The 17177-nt window shown below is 32.3% G+C and carries 15 protein-coding genes; 13 read left to right on the top strand and 2 right to left on the bottom strand.

The features are described from left to right. Window positions 1-5: 5 nt before the first annotated feature. Window positions 6-1664: a hypothetical protein gene (locus tag T537_RS0104180; protein ID WP_031556487.1), complete on the bottom strand. Its 1659-nt coding sequence runs from the start codon at window positions 1662-1664 to the stop codon at window positions 6-8. Window positions 1665-1916: 252 nt separating this feature from the next. Here T537_RS0104180 and uvrC point away from each other — a divergent pair, with 252 nt between their 5' ends. The 8 genes from uvrC to nudC all read left to right on the top strand — a co-directional run bounded on the left by uvrC (window position 1917) and on the right by nudC (window position 11295). Then, a complete protein-coding gene (uvrC, locus tag T537_RS0104175) occupies window positions 1917-3755 on the top strand; it encodes an excinuclease ABC subunit UvrC (protein WP_031556486.1) in 1839 nt (612 codons plus the stop codon). 110 nt (window positions 3756-3865) lie between these two features. Next, window positions 3866-4825 (top strand): HPr(Ser) kinase/phosphatase, encoded by a 960-nt coding sequence (gene hprK / locus T537_RS0104170; RefSeq protein ID WP_031556484.1) that lies wholly within the window; start codon window positions 3866-3868, stop codon window positions 4823-4825. 120 nt (window positions 4826-4945) lie between these two features. Next, a complete protein-coding gene (gene murB, locus T537_RS0104165; RefSeq protein WP_031556483.1) occupies window positions 4946-5863 on the top strand; it encodes a UDP-N-acetylmuramate dehydrogenase in 918 nt (305 codons plus the stop codon). A 46-nt stretch (window positions 5864-5909) separates the two neighbouring features. Beyond that, the gene (rapZ, locus tag T537_RS0104160; RefSeq protein ID WP_027437988.1) at window positions 5910-6785 is read left to right on the top strand and encodes an RNase adapter RapZ; all 876 of its coding nucleotides are present in this window, start codon (window positions 5910-5912) and stop codon (window positions 6783-6785) included. A 2-nt stretch (window positions 6786-6787) separates the two neighbouring features. Continuing rightward, window positions 6788-7738, top strand: coding sequence for a DNA-binding protein WhiA (gene whiA, locus T537_RS0104155; protein ID WP_031556481.1), 951 nt, complete (start codon window positions 6788-6790; stop codon window positions 7736-7738). Between the two features lie 219 nt (window positions 7739-7957). Next, entirely contained in the window at window positions 7958-9136 is a 1179-nt protein-coding gene (locus T537_RS0104150; RefSeq protein WP_031556479.1) for a GTP-binding protein, read from the top strand. A gap of 108 nt (window positions 9137-9244) precedes the next feature. After that, complete coding sequence (locus tag T537_RS0104145) at window positions 9245-10195, top strand: TIGR03943 family putative permease subunit (RefSeq protein WP_031556478.1); 951 nt, start codon at window positions 9245-9247, stop codon at window positions 10193-10195. A 53-nt stretch (window positions 10196-10248) separates the two neighbouring features. Next, window positions 10249-11295 (top strand): NAD(+) diphosphatase, encoded by a 1047-nt coding sequence (gene nudC / locus T537_RS11960; RefSeq protein WP_034244246.1) that lies wholly within the window; start codon window positions 10249-10251, stop codon window positions 11293-11295. Here the strand turns inward: nudC and T537_RS0104135 are convergent, their stop codons facing one another. Then, window positions 11296-12276: a glycoside hydrolase family 25 protein gene (locus T537_RS0104135; RefSeq protein WP_051637158.1), complete on the bottom strand. Its 981-nt coding sequence runs from the start codon at window positions 12274-12276 to the stop codon at window positions 11296-11298. Between the two features lie 126 nt (window positions 12277-12402). Here T537_RS0104135 and T537_RS0104130 point away from each other — a divergent pair, with 126 nt between their 5' ends. Genes T537_RS0104130 through T537_RS0104110 form a run of 5 tightly spaced genes read left to right on the top strand, consistent with a single transcriptional unit; the run spans window position 12403 to window position 17124 of the window. Continuing rightward, entirely contained in the window at window positions 12403-12855 is a 453-nt protein-coding gene (locus T537_RS0104130; protein ID WP_081823252.1) for a prepilin peptidase, read from the top strand. Window positions 12856-12876: 21 nt separating this feature from the next. Continuing rightward, the gene (locus tag T537_RS0104125) at window positions 12877-13863 is read left to right on the top strand and encodes a P-loop NTPase family protein (protein ID WP_031556473.1); all 987 of its coding nucleotides are present in this window, start codon (window positions 12877-12879) and stop codon (window positions 13861-13863) included. Next, window positions 13853-15088: a TadA family conjugal transfer-associated ATPase gene (locus T537_RS0104120; RefSeq protein ID WP_031556470.1), complete on the top strand. Its 1236-nt coding sequence runs from the start codon at window positions 13853-13855 to the stop codon at window positions 15086-15088. The genes T537_RS0104125 and T537_RS0104120 overlap by 11 nt, the downstream gene beginning before the upstream one ends. Then, window positions 15000-15794 carry a type II secretion system F family protein gene (locus T537_RS0104115; RefSeq protein WP_197017989.1) on the top strand — a complete coding sequence of 265 codons (795 nt, stop codon included), beginning with the start codon at window positions 15000-15002 and terminating at the stop codon, window positions 15792-15794. The genes T537_RS0104120 and T537_RS0104115 overlap by 89 nt, the downstream gene beginning before the upstream one ends. 4 nt (window positions 15795-15798) lie before the next feature. Next, window positions 15799-17124, top strand: coding sequence for an immunoglobulin-like domain-containing protein (locus T537_RS0104110; RefSeq protein WP_031556466.1), 1326 nt, complete (start codon window positions 15799-15801; stop codon window positions 17122-17124). The last annotated feature ends 53 nt before the right edge of the window (window positions 17125-17177 follow it).

The raw sequence follows: 17177 nt of genomic DNA, 5'->3' as shown, positions 1-17177 counted from the left end.
CTCCCCTAGTAAATTGTTTTTCTCTGTGCAACACTATAGTGTAATCCGTAACCAGAGCCAGAAAGAATAGTGTTATTAGTTTTATTTATTACAGTAAAGTAGGCGTCCTTAACGTTAGTTTTGTCAATATAGAAGGTTGACATAAGGATATCTGATGTGATAGTTTCACGACCAGTACTTCCATCTACGTAATTTTGTTCTACAACATCACCATTAGGAAGATGTGTTGTTGATGATAAAGTCGCATTAGTAATTTCAACAGATCCATCATTTTTAACTATTCTTACTTGTACAGCAACGTTGCCAACAAGAGACTTTGAATAATAAACATTGGAATATATTCTATTATTAGTATCATCAGGCACTAAAGAATCTGATATTAACATGTCATATCTGTTAACCTTAACGTAGTATGCTTTATTATTAGTGTCTGTAATCTTAAATGTAACATTGTTGTAGAAATTAGAATTAAAAGTTACTTGCCTAGTTGTATTATTAATTGTAATAGCATTAGAATTAGCTACATTTACAGCTTCAATCGAGTCTATTGATGTAGCTGTGCTACCAATGTTATTTGCAACGATATTTACTGTATCATTTAATATAAATGAATTAACTTCAGCAGGATTGCTAACCGTTGAGTCACTTAAATCAACCGTTGAATTAGTAAGAATTTGATCTTCGGCATTGATAGTGTAGTTACCACTTCCACTTATTGTAAATGCCTTGCAATTTTCAGTGTAAATAGCCAATCTAAATGCTCTATCACCATTAGTCGAAATAGAGTTTGAGGTACTTACAGCACCCGTTGGATCTATTGTTAAGTCAAGCTCTCTTAACATTGATAATTTTTGATTAGCTGTTGCTGAGTTAAAATCTGAATTTGTATAAGTATTTCCAGTAGTGTCATTGGTATCAATTAAGCCACCAAAACTTTCATAGCAAAATTCATAACTGTTTCCGATTTCAAATAATACAGAATTATCATTATCGGCTTTCATTTCAGCAATTGATTTTGTTTGTAGAGTTGTTGGATCGTTAGTAATTAATCCGCTTATTTTGTGATAATAAAATTTATTATTAGCAATCCATGTAAGATAAATAGTGCCCTTAAATGAATGGTCTACTTGTTGATTGTTATTATCATTATTATTTTCTCCAGATGATGAATTATTAAAAAAACCAATATTATTGATTTCAAATCTATCGATATTATCGCCAGCAAGAGTAAATCCATTATCAGCCGTTAAATTATTCATTATTTTTGACATATCTAGCGGGGTAAAAGTATGGTTGTTGTCAACACTGCCTATGCTGGTATGAGTAGCAAGACTGTGGTTTTGATCAAGAGTTAGTTTTATAGCTAATACATTTTCATAAGGACCGTTACCTGTTATTCTTGTCCAACTAGATCCATCTGTAGTGTAGGAAAAATAATTTGATTCACTTATGGAATTGTCAGTAACATCATAAGAAACCCTTAGTTCGTAACCTTTCTTCGAATCACCTGTCTGCGAATCATCTGTCTGCGAATCATTTGTCTGCGAATCATTTGTCTGCGAATCTTCTGCTTTAGTTATCCCGAAATTAGTTCCTATTATTAAGAGAATAAGGCACAAAGCAAGAGATACAATCTTTTTTGTGTTTGTAATAATAGAATGCATATAATTCCCCTTTCGTAAATAAAAGTTATTAAATTGTCACGTATACTACTAATATGATTATAATATATATATATATATATATATACATCAACAGAAAAGTGTAATGCGAAGCGTTAGAATTAGAATAGAAATTAATAAATGATAAAATTATATTGTATCCAATTGATGAATATGTTTTTCAAATATATAATATAAATAGAACGAATTAGCAAAGAGAATTGTAAATATCATTGGTAATGGGAAGATTAAATTATGTTTGATTTAGAAGAAGAATTAAAGAAACTTCCAGCTAAGCCTGGAGTATATATTATGCATGATAAATTTGACAATATTATATATGTAGGCAAGGCCAAAATCTTGAAAAATAGGGTGAGACAGTATTTTCAAAGCCACAGAAATCATTCACCTAAGATTATTCAAATGGTGTCTCGTGTGGCTTACTTTGAGTATATTATTACAGACTCTGAACTTGAAGCTCTTGTGCTTGAGAATAATCTTATTAAGGAACATAGACCTAAATACAATACAATGCTTAAGGATGATAAGACTTATCCTTTTATTAAGGTTACGGTTAATGAGGCATATCCTAGAGTGCTATTTTCAAGAACTATGAAGCATGGAACAGGAAAATATTTTGGCCCTTATACGTCTTCTTATGCGGTTAAGGACACAATTGAGCTTTTAACTAAGCTTTATAAGGTAAGAACCTGTAACCGTAAATTGCCAGCTGATATTGGTAAAGAAAGACCTTGTCTTAATTATCATATTGGGCAGTGCGATGCGCCTTGCCAAGGCTATATAAATACTGAGGAATATAGAGAAAGAATTGAGGGCGTGATTAGTTTCCTTAATGGAAATTACGCAGAAATTCTTGATTCCCTAAATGAAAAAATGTTAGATGCATCAGAAAAACTAGAATTTGAAGAAGCTGCAAAGTATAGAGATTTACTTAATTCTGTTAAACAGGTGGCTCAAAAGCAGAAGATTACAGCGGATGATCCAACTGATAGAGATGTTATTGCATGTGCTTCTAATGGCGAAGATGCGGTTGTGCAGATTTTCTTTATTAGAGATGGTAAGCTTCTTGGTAGAGAACATTTTCATATGCGCGTAGCTACAGGAGATACAAGAGCAGATATTATCCTTAATTTTATAAAGCAGTATTATGGCGGAACTCCGTATATTCCTAATATTATTATGCTACAGGAAGAAATTGATGAATTGGATATTATAACTGAATGGCTTAGTGGTTTAAAACAAAGGAAAGTTAGTCTTATTACTCCTAAAAAAGGTGATAAGGAGAAGATGGTAGAACTTGCTTATAAGAATGCACAGATGGTTCTTAATCAAGATACAGAGAAGATTAAACTTGAAGAAAAAAGAACTATTGGAGCTATGAAGGAAATTGAGTCTTGGTTACACCTTAAAAACCTTAAGAGAGTGGAGGCTTATGATATTTCTAATACAAGTGGTGTTGAATCTGTAGGTTCAATGATTGTTTTTGAAAATGGAAAGCCTAAGAAAAACGATTATCGCAAGTTTAAGATTAGAACTGTTAAGGGACCTAATGATTATGAGTCAATGCGTGAGGTGTTAACTAGACGATTTAGCAGAGGTCTTGCTGAACTTGAAGGTAGTGAAGATTCTAGAGGCTTTTCTAAATTACCAGATATTATTATGATGGATGGTGGTCGTGGCCAGGTAAATATTGCCCTAGAGGTTCTTGATTCTCTAGGCCTTAATATTCCTGTTGCTGGTATGGTAAAGGATGATACCCACAGTACAAGAGGTCTTTATTATAACAATGTTGAGATTCCAATAAATAAGCATTCAGAAGGATTTAAACTTATTACAAGAGTTCAGGATGAAGCCCATAGGTTTGCTATTACTTATCATAGAAGTTTGCGTGGTAAGTATGAGGTTAAATCAGTGTTAGATGACATCAAGGGAATAGGACCAGTTAAACGTAAGGCTTTAATGAAGGCGTTTCTTGATATTGATAAAATTAGAAATGCGTCTATACCAGAACTTATGGAGGTAGATGGCATAACTATGGAATTGGCTGAAAATATTTATAGCTTTTTCCATTAGTTAGCTAATACTGTCGTTGAAAAGTCATATTAGCTGTGATAAACTTTAAATAAATGATATAGATATTAGTAGTAAGGATTACTATTGACAAAATGCAAGGAGGATTCACAATGGGTGGAACTACCAACGGAAAAGAAAAGGTGAGATTATCCAAAATCATAGATAAAATGCAGCTAGCTAACTTAACACCAGAAATTGACGTGTCTGGAATATGGGTACATGTTCCGGAAATAAATCGTCCTGCACTTCAGTTAACAGGTTTTTACCAATCCTTTGACAATGATAGATTACAGATTATTGGTAATGTGGAATATAGATATCTTGAAAGTTTAACAAAAGAGGAGAGATTATCTAGATATTCTCAGTTATTATCTAGTAATATTCCTTGCTTGATCTTTTGTCGTGAATTACGACCAGAGCAGGAAGTAATTGATATGGCCAATAAGCTAGGGATTCCTATTCTTAGTTCCCATGATACAACATCTTCTTTTTCAGCTGAAGTTATTAGATGGTTAAAAGTTCAGCTTGCTCCATGTATTGTTATTCATGGAGTTTTAGTAGATGTTTATGGTGAAGGTGTTTTAATAACTGGTGAATCAGGTATTGGTAAGTCAGAAGCTGCTCTTGAACTTATTAAGAGAGGTCATAGACTTGTTACTGACGATGCTGTTGAAATCAGAAAAGTTTCTGATGAGACATTAGTAGGTTCGGCTCCTGGTGTTACTAAATATTTCATTGAGCTTAGAGGTATTGGTATTATTGATGTTAAGACTCTTTTTGGTGTTGAATCAGTTAAAGAGACTCAAGAAATCGATATGGTTATTAAGCTTGAGGATTGGAATAAGGATAAGGAATATGACCGCTTAGGTTTAGAGGAAGAATATACTGAATACCTTGGTAATAAGGTGGTTTGTCATTCACTTCCAATTAGACCTGGTAGAAATTTAGCTGTTATTGTAGAGGCAGCAGCTGTTAACCATAGACAGAAAAAGATGGGATATAATGCAGCAGTAGAGTTATATAGACGTGTTCAGGAGAACCTTATGAAAGGTGAAGAAGACGACGATTAATTAATATTTGTTTTATATGAGTTAGAATGAATTAGGGGGGAAGTTGTAGCTAGAAATGGCCGCAACTTTTCCTTGTTTTCATGTGTATTTTTTACAAATAAGAAAATAATAGGAGATTTTATGATAGATATTTACGAGAGACTTAAGAGTATAGTTGGTGATTCTAGAATTTTTCAGAAGGAATATTTAAAGAACTATACAACATTTAGAATTGGTGGACCATGTAATATATTGGTTTTTCCAAGTACAAGAGAAGAAATAATTGAAATAATAAGACTTTTAAGAGAAACAAAAACTAATTATTTTGTAATGGGTAATGGTAGTAATCTGTTAGTTAGTGATAGTGGATTTGATGGTGTAATCGTTTCATTGAAGTTCTTTAAGGGTATGGAAACATTGGAAAACACTGATGATGTTTACACTATTAGAGTTACATCTGGTGAGCTTATGTCTAGTGTTGGAAATTATTTAGCTAGAATGGGAGCAACAGGTTTTGAATTTGCAACAGGTATTCCAGGAACTATTGGTGGTGGTGTTCGTATGAACGCTGGCGCTTATGGTGGAGAATTAAAGGATTGCTTAGTTTGTGTAACAGCAATTTCTCCAGAAGGTGAAGTTGTTTCATTATCTAATGAAGAGCTTAAGTTTGGCTATAGAACAAGTATTTTAGCTAATAAAGACTATGTCATATTAGATGCAACATTTAAGCTTGGTAAGTCAACAACAGAAGAAATTAAGGCTAAGATTAATGATTTTAATACTCAAAGAAGAGAAAAACAGCCTACTAATTTCCATAGCGCAGGTAGCACATTTAAGCGTCCAGAGGGCTATATTGCAGCTAAACTTATAGATGAGGCAGGTCTTAAAGGCTTACAGGTTGGTGGTGCTATGGTATCAGATAAGCACGCTGGCTTTGTTGTTAACGTAGGAAATGCCACAGCTAGTGATGTTATTGAATTAACAGACAAGGTTAGAGCCGTGGTTAAAGAAAAAAATGGTGTAGACTTGGAATTAGAGGTTATTAAAGTAGGGTTCTAATAAATACATAAAATAGTTTAATGTATTTACCTGAAAGGAGCAAAATATGAGAATGATAATAGTTACCGGCATGTCCGGAGCTGGAAAAAGTACAGCTTTGAATGTACTAGAGGATGAGGGATTTTATTGCGTAGATAATATGCCAATTTCTCTTATTATGAAGTTTGCTACAATTGCTTCTAAGGGTGAGGGTGGTTATGAAAATATTGCACTTGGAGTCGACGTTCGTAGTGGTGATGGCTTCAAGGAATTAGATGCTGTGTTAGATGAAATTAACCAGCTTAATAATGTGAATTGTAGCATTCTATATCTTGATGCTAATGATGAGGTTCTAGTTAAGAGATACAAAGAAACTAGAAGAACTCATCCACTTGCTAAGGATAATAGAATTGAAGATGGAATTAAAGAAGAGCGTAGACGCTTAGATTTTATTAGAAGAAGATCAAGCATAATTATAGATACTAGTAATATGTTAACTAGAGAGTTTAAGGCTGAAATGGAGAAGATTTTTATTCATAATAAGAAGTTTAATAATCTTTTTGTTACTGTATTGTCTTTTGGCTTTAAATACGGAATACCATCAGATGCCGATTTGGTTTTTGATGTGCGTTTCCTTCCAAATCCATATTATATTCAGGAATTGCGTCCCCTAACAGGTAATGACAAGCCTATTCAGGACTATGTATTAAAGGCACCTGAATCAAAAGAATTTTTAGAGAAGATGAAAGATATGCTTAAATTCTTACTTCCAAATTATGTTAAAGAAGGTAAGAACAATTTAGTAATTGCCATTGGTTGTACAGGTGGTAAGCATAGATCTGTAACTCTTGCTAATGAAATTTATAAGATTATATGGGAACTAGAATATGGATGTAAAATCGAGCATCGTGATATAGAAAAAGATGCGAAGAGGAAAGGTTAGAAATGTCTTTTTCGTTAGATGTAAAAAAGGAATTATTGAATAAAATGGACACTGCAAGACATTGTCAAATTGCAGAGTTCGCAGGACTTATGGCTTTTACAGCTCATGTGGTTGAGACAGATGAAGGATTAATTGGCATTGAAAGTTTAATAGAGAACCCTATAGTTATTGAAAAATTTGAGCTGCTTTTAAAAAGCCTTTTTGATGCTAAGGAATCTGATATAAAAAAATCCTATGAATTAAAGGGAAGTAAGCTTGTTACTATTAGAATTATTAAGCAACAGTTGGTTGCTAATATTCTACAGACAATAAAGTGGTGTGATGACACTTTTCTATCTATAAATGAGCAGTTTATAGATCCTCGTATTATTCAGAAAGACTGTTGTAAGAAGGCTTTTATAAGAGGTGCATTTCTTGCAGCTGGCTCTATAAGTGATCCTAATAAGTCATATCATTATGAAATAGTATGTGCTTTTGAAGATGATGCTCTTGAATTAGCAGAGATTCTTAACTTCTTTAATCTTGATGCTAAGATTACACAAAGAAAAAATAATTTTGTCGTGTATATTAAAGAAGGCAACAATATTACAGATGTGTTGAATTTAATGGGCGCTGTAGTTCTTCAAATGGAACTTTTTAATATAATGATTTATAAGGGTATAAGTAATGACATTAATCGAAAGGTTAACTGTGAAACGGCCAATTTAAATAAAACTATAGAGGCAGCAGTTAAGCAGGTTAATGATATTGAGTATATTAGAGATACAGTTGGGCTTGATAAACTCAAACCTAACTTAAGAGAAATTGCCCTATTAAGACTAGAAAATCAAGATACAAATCTTAAAGCATTAGGGGAAATGTTAGTACCTCCCGTTGGAAAGTCAGGGGTAAATCACAGACTTAGAAAAATAAGTGAATTTGCGGAAGAACTAAGACTTAGCAGAGGAGAATAACTAAACAGGTTTTGCCTATATAATCATTTGTTTTAAAAGGGATTGACAAGAATAGTATAATAAAATATGAGTTTAGTATATCTAACTGATATTAATGATTTGTTTAGCAATAATTATAAATTAATTCTTAAATAAGAGTTGTATTCTTGACAAGGAAGCTAAATAAGTACTAATATCAATTACACACAATTTAATTTTGTAGAAAGAAGGTTTTTTAAAATGACTAAGGTAGATATAATTTCTGGTTTCTTAGGTGCTGGTAAGACAACTTTAATTAAGAAGCTTCTTGCTGATAGCAATCTTAATAAGGAACAGGTAGTTTTAATAGAGAATGAATTCGGTGAAATAGGAATTGATGGTGGTTTTTTAAAGGAATCTGGCGTTGAAATTCGTGAAATGAATTCGGGTTGTATTTGTTGTTCATTAGTTGGTGATTTTGGTACATCTTTAAAGGAAGTTGTCGATAAATATCATCCAGATAGAATTATTATTGAACCATCAGGTGTTGGTAAATTATCTGATGTTATTAAGGCTGTTAAGGATCTTCATATTGAGAATGAAATCACATTAAACAGTGCTTCTACAGTTGCAGATGCTTCTAAGGTTAAGGTTTATATGAAGAATTTTGGTGAATTCTTTAATAACCAGATTGAACATGCTGGAACAATTATCTTAAGTAGAACACAGAATATTACAGAAGAAAAGCTTAATAAGGCTATTGAATTAATTAGAACATTAAATGAAAAAGCACATATAATCACAACAACTTGGGATGATATTTCAGGTGATACAATTCTTGGTGCTATGGAAAATGTTTCTAATCTTGAGTTACAGATGCTTGCAGAAGCAGCAGAAAAAGCTCATGAAGAACATGAACATGAACACCATCATCATGATGGAGAAGAATGCTCATGTGGACATCATCATGACCATGACCACGATCATGAGCATGAAGAACATGATCACGACCATGAACACCATCATCACGATGGAGAAGAATGCTCATGCGGACATCATCATGACCACGATCATGAGCATGAAGAACATGATCATGAACATCACCACCACGATGGAGAAGAGTGCTCATGTGGACATCATCATGACCATCACCACCATCATGCAGATGAAGTATTTGAGAGCTGGGGTGTTGAAACAGCTAACAAGTTTAGCAAGGCTGATTTAGATGAAATTCTTGATGAATTATCTGAATCTACAGAATACGGTATTATTCTTAGAACAAAGGGTATGGTTCAGTCTAATGAAGGTAACTGGTTTAACTTCGATTTAGTACCAGGTGAATATGAAATTAGAGATGGTCAGCCAGACTTTACAGGTAGAATTTGCGTAATTGGTTCTAAGCTTAATGAAGCTAAATTAAAGGAATTATTTAAGTTATAATTTGATGATAGGTAAATTTTTTACAAATTAAACAGACAATATAATTTGTGTTAGAAATAGGTGCGATGTTTATTTTTATGTCGCACCTTTTTTAGAAAGGTGGATAAAATGGCACAGGAAGAGCAATATCAGATTCCTATATTTTTAATTAATGGTCAGTTGGATAGTGGTAAAACAAGTTTTATCGTTGATACAGTTGAAATGGGCCAGTTTGAAGAAGCACAGAAGAAACTTTTAATTGTGTTAGAAGAAGGCGAAGAAGAGTACTCAGAGAAATTCCTTAAGGATAATGGAATTGATATGGTTGTACTTGAAAAAGAAGAGTTTACATATGAAAAATTAGTTGAATTAGATAAAGAGTATAATCCATGGATCGTACTTGTTGAATATAATGGTATGTGGGCTCCACAGCTTATTTATGAAACAGAAAAACCACATGGTTGGGAAATATATCAGGCAATTACTTTAATTAACGCTGAACAGTTCCAGTTACAGTGGGCTAATATGCGTTCAATTATTGCAGAGACAGTAAAGCTTGTGGATTTAGTAGTATTTAACAGATGCAAGCCAGGTATGGATTTAGGCAGTTTTAGACGTAGTGTGAAGGCTCTTAATCCATCGCTTCAGATTGTTTTTGAAGATGATAAGGGAGAGCAGGTTGCTATATCTGAGCAGTTACCATATGATGTTAACGCTGATGTTATTGAAATTGAAGATGATGACTATGGCATTTGGTATATGGATGTTAACGAACGTCCAGAAGTCTACAATGGAAAGACAGTTAGATTTAAAGGTCAGGTCTTAAAAAATAAATATTTCAAGGACAGAAACTTTGTACCAGGTCGTAAGGTTATGACATGTTGTGCTGATGATACATCATTTATTGGTTATATTAGTTTCTACGATAAGATTAAAGAATTAGATAATAAGCAATGGGTAATGGTGACTGGTACTGTAAAGAATGAATTCCAGATGGCTTATAAGAAAAAAGGCCCAGTAGTTTACTGTACAGAAGTTACACCATGTGAAGCTCCTAAGGAAGAATTAGTTTATTTATAGAATTTAATTCCCCGCCAGTTATTGGTGGGGATATTTTAGAATGGCGGTGTTTTATGATACAAGATATATTTCCTTTACACTTAGATAATCAATACAAAAACTTAAAACCAGAAGAAAATGATATTATTTTTTGCTTTGCAGGTGCCACATGTTTAGCTAAGAAAAATGGAGAAGATGACCTAACATTTCCACAATATGGTGAATTTCTTTCGGGGATAACTAAGAACAACGATGTGGATAATGTTGATAACACATCAGATATCACATATATATATCTTTTCTCTATGGTGGAATATAAGGCAGGTTATCCACAAAAACAGGGTGTTAATATTGTGGATAATGTTGATAACTTATATGAAAGCAGTGATATTTATAATTTAGATAGTGTAAAACACTTGAAAAGATTTTTCCTTGCAATAAAAAAAGATGCAACTTTAAAGGGTGATTTTTTCGGTGAAGTGGCAGACACAAAAGTGCATAAAGAATATGTTTCACCTATAGAGGGCTATGAATTTGTTGGGGTTTATAATTTTAGAACATTAAAAAATAAGGCAATGGGACACGCCTTAATTACAGGATTTCATCTTTATGGTTGGTATCGTGATAATAGATTTTGCGGAAGATGTGCAACAACATTAGAACATGACACTAAAGAAAGAATGCTAAAGTGCCCAAAATGTGGAAATACAATTTATCCAAAGATTTCTCCAGCATGTATTATTGCTGTAACTAACAAAGATAAGATACTTCTAACAAAATATGCAGGAAGAACATATACTAATTATGCCTTAGTAGCTGGTTTTACTGAAATTGGTGAGACAATGGAAGAGACCGTTATGCGTGAAGTTATGGAAGAAGTAGGCGTTAAAGTTAAGAATATCACTTATTATAAGAGTCAGCCTTGGGGCTTATCAGGTTCCGTACTTTCAGGCTACTATTGTGAACTTGATGGGGATGACACAATCAAGTTACAAGAAGAAGAACTTTCAGTAGGAACCTGGGTTGCCGCAAAGGATATAGATATTACTGATGACAATACATCCTTAACAAGAGAGATGATCTTAAAATTTAAAAGAGACATTTTAAGTAGAGATAACTAATTATTTTTCTTTTAGATAGATATTTAAATCTACATCTCCGTTGATGCCATCGACTTTGCCTGTTGAGCTATATTGCCACATGGTAAATTTGTAAGGATAGTAAGGAGTTTGGCTATAATTTGCAAACCATTTATCGTATTTTTCTAATTCTTCAAGATTTAGATTAGCGACAAAACCTTTTAAATTAGAGTAAATCATTACGGAATATCCAGCATTTGAGATAGTTTCACAGAAGGTCTTAACAACTTCTGTTAATTCATCTGGAGATAAACTAGCTTGTCTGGATGTTCCTGTGGTGATATCTTCTACATCAATGACTATTGGATATTTAATGTTATAAGGTCTTATTGCATTTAATACAAAATTAGCTTCTTCCTTAGCCTCATTTGTGTTAATTGCAGATGAAAAAAAGTAAACGCCAACATCAAGATTATTCTTTAATGCGTCAGATACATATGTTTCAAATTTACTATCAGCTGTAACGATTCCACCACCATAAGTTCTATAGCCGGCACGTAACATACAGTAGTCAAAACCAGCATTTTTAACCTTACTAAAGTCAACATCACCTTGATATAAAGAAAGGTCAACTCCTGCAACAGACTTATAATTTGAATCTTCATAGCTAATATAGCCGCTATTTGAATCAACTTTAATATTATTGCTGTTTATAAGAGACTTATTAAGAGAGGTGTTGATTTTGGCGAAGTTATATTTGCTATTTGCTTGATAAACAATATAGCCATCAAAAATATTGCGTAGCATATTATTTGTAGATGAGCCATTATTGTATTCGTCTTGAATAGCTGTAAGAACTTCTTGCTTACCTTGACTCTTAATCTCATTTTTTCGTTTTTCGTTTAAGCCTCCAGTTATAATATTAACGCCACTAGCTTGTAAATGTATTAGCATTCCAGATGTAAGCACAAGTAATGCTAAACCCGTTGCTAATAATGCTTTGAATAATTTTTCTCTTTTCATAATTTCTCCATTAATACAAAATATAATACTACTATATCATAAAAATATGATTTTGTCTTTTTAACAGTTGACAACTAATAATTTAGAATGTATAGTATTTCTTGACCACAACATTAGGAGGTCGATATTATTATACTAAATGTTGTAGTTGCTTTAATTCTTGCGTTAATCGCAGTCTATTTTGATTATTCATCATACAAGATTCCTAATTTACTTAATTTAATAGCTGTATGTGTAAGTCTAGTTTTGATTTTAACAGAGCACTTTTTACATTGTCCAATTAATTTATTTGAGAATATAGTTTGTGCTGTGGCTGTTTTTTTCATAACATATTTAGTTTACACAGTAGGTGGAATTGGAGCAGGAGATGTAAAATTATTGTTTAGTCTTGGTTTGCTTTTAGGAGGTGAAATTAAACAAGTTTTTGTGTTTTCTATGATAGCTGCTGGAATTATTGGTGCTGTGGAAGTAGCATTAAAGAAAAGTGTTGTGGTTAATTCAGATTTCGGCTTTAAGGTACATAGAATACATTTTGCTTATGCAATTCTTACGGGATTGATTATCTCGATTATTTTTTAAACTAAAGAAATGAGGTGTTGAATGTCACATAATAATTGTGTTATTTATGATTCAGATGAAACTTATGCAAAAAGACTTATGAGTACACTAAATGATTCAGAGGATTTCACGTATAATGCTCAGGTATTTACAGATAAGGATAATTTGATTGATTATTTGAAAGATGTAAAAATTGAGCTTTTAATGATTAATGAGGAAACTTACGAATACTATTGTGAGAACAATATGGAATCAGCCAAAAAAATTGTGGTTCTTTGTGAAGATAGTGAAGATATGAACATGGTAGATTCCGACGTGCTGTATGAATGTAAATATCAGCCAACTAATGAATTAATTAAAAGGGTTTCCAATAACAAAATAAAAAACAAAAGATTAAATGAAACTAAGATCATGGGAGTTGTTGGTATGAATAACAGTGAACGTTTAGTATTATCCCTAGGTCTAGCAAAGTATTATTCTAAAAAAGGACAAACATTATTTGTCAGTCTTGAAGAGTTTGCCGGTTTATCAGGCATATTATCAGATAATCGAATGAATTGTCTTTCAGATGCTCTCTATTATTTCAAACAAAACAAAATGCAATATTGTGAAAAAATAGGACAATGTATTAATAAGGATAAAGGATTGGATTATATTTCTCCTGTAATGTGTGCAGAAGACATATCCTATATAGGCGTGGAGGATTTGGTTCTTTTTTTTCAATTACTTGGTAAAGAACTTGGATATGCTTATATAGTTATTGATATGGGAAATGGAGTAAAATCACCATGGAATTTATATGCGGTATGCGATAAGTTGTTTATGCCAAAAGTTCATAACTATTTTGATAAGGCAAGGGAACTTTCAATGGTTACATATATGAATGAAACAGGGATGAATTCATTGCTTGATAACTATAGAGAGGTGCTTGTGGATTTATCGGAAGACTGTATGAATGAGGATATACTAAATAGAATTGAGTATAGTAGGACATTCGCAAGAATAAAAGAGGTGGCGGATGGTAGGTAACATAGATGAAGTTTTTTCTAAGATAAAACGGGAAATTTATAATGAACTAGATATGACATCCGAGCCAAGTGAAGAAAGCATATTTGCCATTATAGATCAGAAGATAATGGACTATTCCATGAATCATCGCTTACCATTACAAGTAAAAGAAAATTTAAAAATGCGATTGTTTAATGCAATTAGAAAGCTTGATCTTTTACAAGAGCTCCTTGATGATGAACAAATAACGGAAATAATGATAAACGGTCCTGATGATATTTTTATTGAAAAAAACGGACAGCTTAAACGTTATGAAGGAAAGTTCGAAAATGAAATGAAACTAGAAGACATAGCTCAAAAAATAGCAGCTATGGCCAATAGAATTGTAAATGAAAGTTCTCCTATTGTGGATACACGTTTAGCGGATGGGTCAAGAGTAAATATTGTATTACCACCAGTTGCTCTAAATGGACCAACAATAACAATTCGTAAATTCTATAAAACTCCCTTAAGTATTGAAAAACTAATTGCTTATAATTCCATAACAAAGGAAGCAGCATTATTTTTAAAAAAGGCGGTTAATGCCAGATTAAATATTTTCATAAGTGGCGGTACAGGAAGTGGAAAAACAACATTTCTAAATGCCCTATCTAATTTTATTCCAGAAGATGAAAGAGTAATAACAATTGAGGATTCTGCAGAACTACAGCTACAAAGGGTAGATAATTTAGTTCGATTAGAATCTAGAAATGCCAATGTGGAAGGTAAAAATGAAATAACAATAAGAGATTTGATTAAGTCATCTCTTAGAATGAGACCAGATAGAATCGTGGTTGGTGAGTGTAGAGGTGGTGAAGCACTTGATATGCTCACAAGTATGAATACAGGACATGATGGTTCATTATCAACAGGACATAGTAATTCATCAGAAGATATGTTATCAAGACTTGAAACTATGGTGTTAATGAGTGGAATTAAGATGCCTCTAGAAGCAATTAAGCAACAGATTGGATCAGCAATTGATTTAATTGTTCATTTAAAGAGAATGAGGGATAAATCAAGAAAAGTTGTTGAAATAACAGAAGTGCTTAGATATGAGAATGGAGAAATAAAGTTAAATCCTTTATTTGAATTCGTGGAAGAAGGTGAAGATGAACATGGGAAAATTATTGGGCATCTTAAAAGGACAGACAGGGAAGTTTCATGTAAAGAAAAATTTCAAATTGCTGGAATTAGACTGGAATGAAATCGACATTGTAATGCTTGCTAAAGGAATAGGATTTTTATTAGCAGTTGCCTATTGCTTTTATGGAAATTTCTTAATTGCTATTATTATAAGTCCGTTATTATTGGCTTTTCTAAAAAATGAGATAGAAGATAAGAAGCGAAAGAAAGTGTCGATATTTACAGAAAAGTTTAAGGAAGCAATGCTTGCAGTATCTTTTGCCCTTGATGTTGGTTATTCAATAGAGAATGCTTTTACAGAAGCAGCAATAGATTTAGAGAAAAATTACGGCAAAGACGATGAAATGACAAGAGAGTTTTATAATATTAGGAATCGAATTCGAAGTAATGAAAATATCGAAACCGTTATAGAAGAATTTGCGATTAAGTCTAATATAGAAGATATAAAATATTTTGCAGAAGTCTTTAAATACGCCAAAAGAAGTGGTGGAAATTTAATCCAGATTATTAAAAATACAAGTAGTCAAATCCAAGAAAAATGGTATATAGCTTCGGAAATAGATACCATGATTAGTGGAAAGAAGATGGAACAAAGAGTAATGGAATGTATTCCCTTAGTAATGGTTATTTATTTGAAAGTTACATCAGTAGGTTATCTTGAGTGTTTATATGGAAATCCCTTGGGAGTTGTAATTATGAGCATATGTCTTGTGCTTTACATGATATCTATTAGACTTTCTCAAAAAATAATGAATATAGAGGTGTAATTAAGTGAAGTTAATAGCAAAAGACATATTGAAAAAAATCGACACGAATAAATTCAATATGAAAAAAATCAACGTAAAGGGAATTCCTAATCTAATAAAAAACAATAAAAAAATAAGAACTTCCATATTAATTATTGCTGCATCGATTTTACTGGCCATAATGACAGGGATTAATAATAGTAATGAGACACAAATCGAAGGTAATAGGTTAAAACGACCAGAGGCAGGTAGCGATGCTAAACAAGAAAAAATTGATATTTATGACAGTGATGGAAAGTTAATAACAACGGTAGATTTAAGTATTGAGCCAAGAAAATTATCTGAATCAGAGGTGTCCGATTATTTCAAAAGAGCAAGTGATGAGATTAATAAAAAAATGCTAGGAAAAAATCAGACATTGGATGAGGTAAGACAGGATCTTAATTTAATTACATGGTGTTGTAATGATGTTGTTAAGGTAGACTGGTATTCTGGTGATTATGAAGTGGTTAATTATAACGGCAAAGTTGATAATTATAATTTTGAAGATAATGAATCAAAGAAGGTAAATCTTAAAGCGGTGTTAAGTTATGAAACTTACAATTCAGAGCTTAATTATGAAATAACAGTGTTACCACGTCAGGATGCTAAAAATCAAACAATAGAGAATATAGTTGCTAAAAAGGTGAATAGTAAAGTTAATGATTCTCAAGAAAATGGAGAAATCACCTTACCAGATAAAGTTTTAGACAAGCAACTTTCCTATAGGTTAAATCTTGGACTTACATCTCCTTTTTTCTATATTTTAATGGGTGTAGTAGCAGTATTTTTATATTATTATAGCGATTATTATAACGAACGACAAAAGGCTACAAAACGAATTCAGGAAATGAAATATGATTATTCAGAAGTAGTCTCTAAGATAGTTTTATTGTTAGGATCAGGGATGACCATAAGATTGGCATGGAGAAAAATAGTCAGTGATTATTTAAGAGATGTAAAATCAGGAAAAATAAAGAAACATGCCATATATGATGAAATGTATGAAACAGAGTGTAATATGCAGGCAGGTATAAGCGAAGCTCTTTGCTATCAGAATTTTGGTAAAAGAGTAAATATAAAGGAATATATGAAGTTTGCATCATTACTAGAAAGTAGTGTTAAAAAGGGAAGTAAAGAATTGCTCCAGTTATTAGATGATGAAATGGGACAAGCCTTTACGATTAGAAAACAGTTAGCACTAAAAAAAGGTGAAGAAGCATCAACCAAGCTTCTATTTCCAATGTTAATAATGTTAGCTATTGTATTAGCAATAGTAATGGTACCAGCATTATCATCATTTGGAATTTAGAATAGATTTTTTAAAAAAGAAAGGAAGAAAAAAGTATGAAGCAGTTTATGAAA

The organism is Lachnospira multipara LB2003 (assembly GCF_000702205.1).
GTDB lineage: Bacteria > Bacillota > Clostridia > Lachnospirales > Lachnospiraceae > Lachnospira > Lachnospira multipara_A.
Note: the sequence above shows the minus strand (reverse complement) of the source record. Positions and strands in the feature narration are given on the sequence as shown.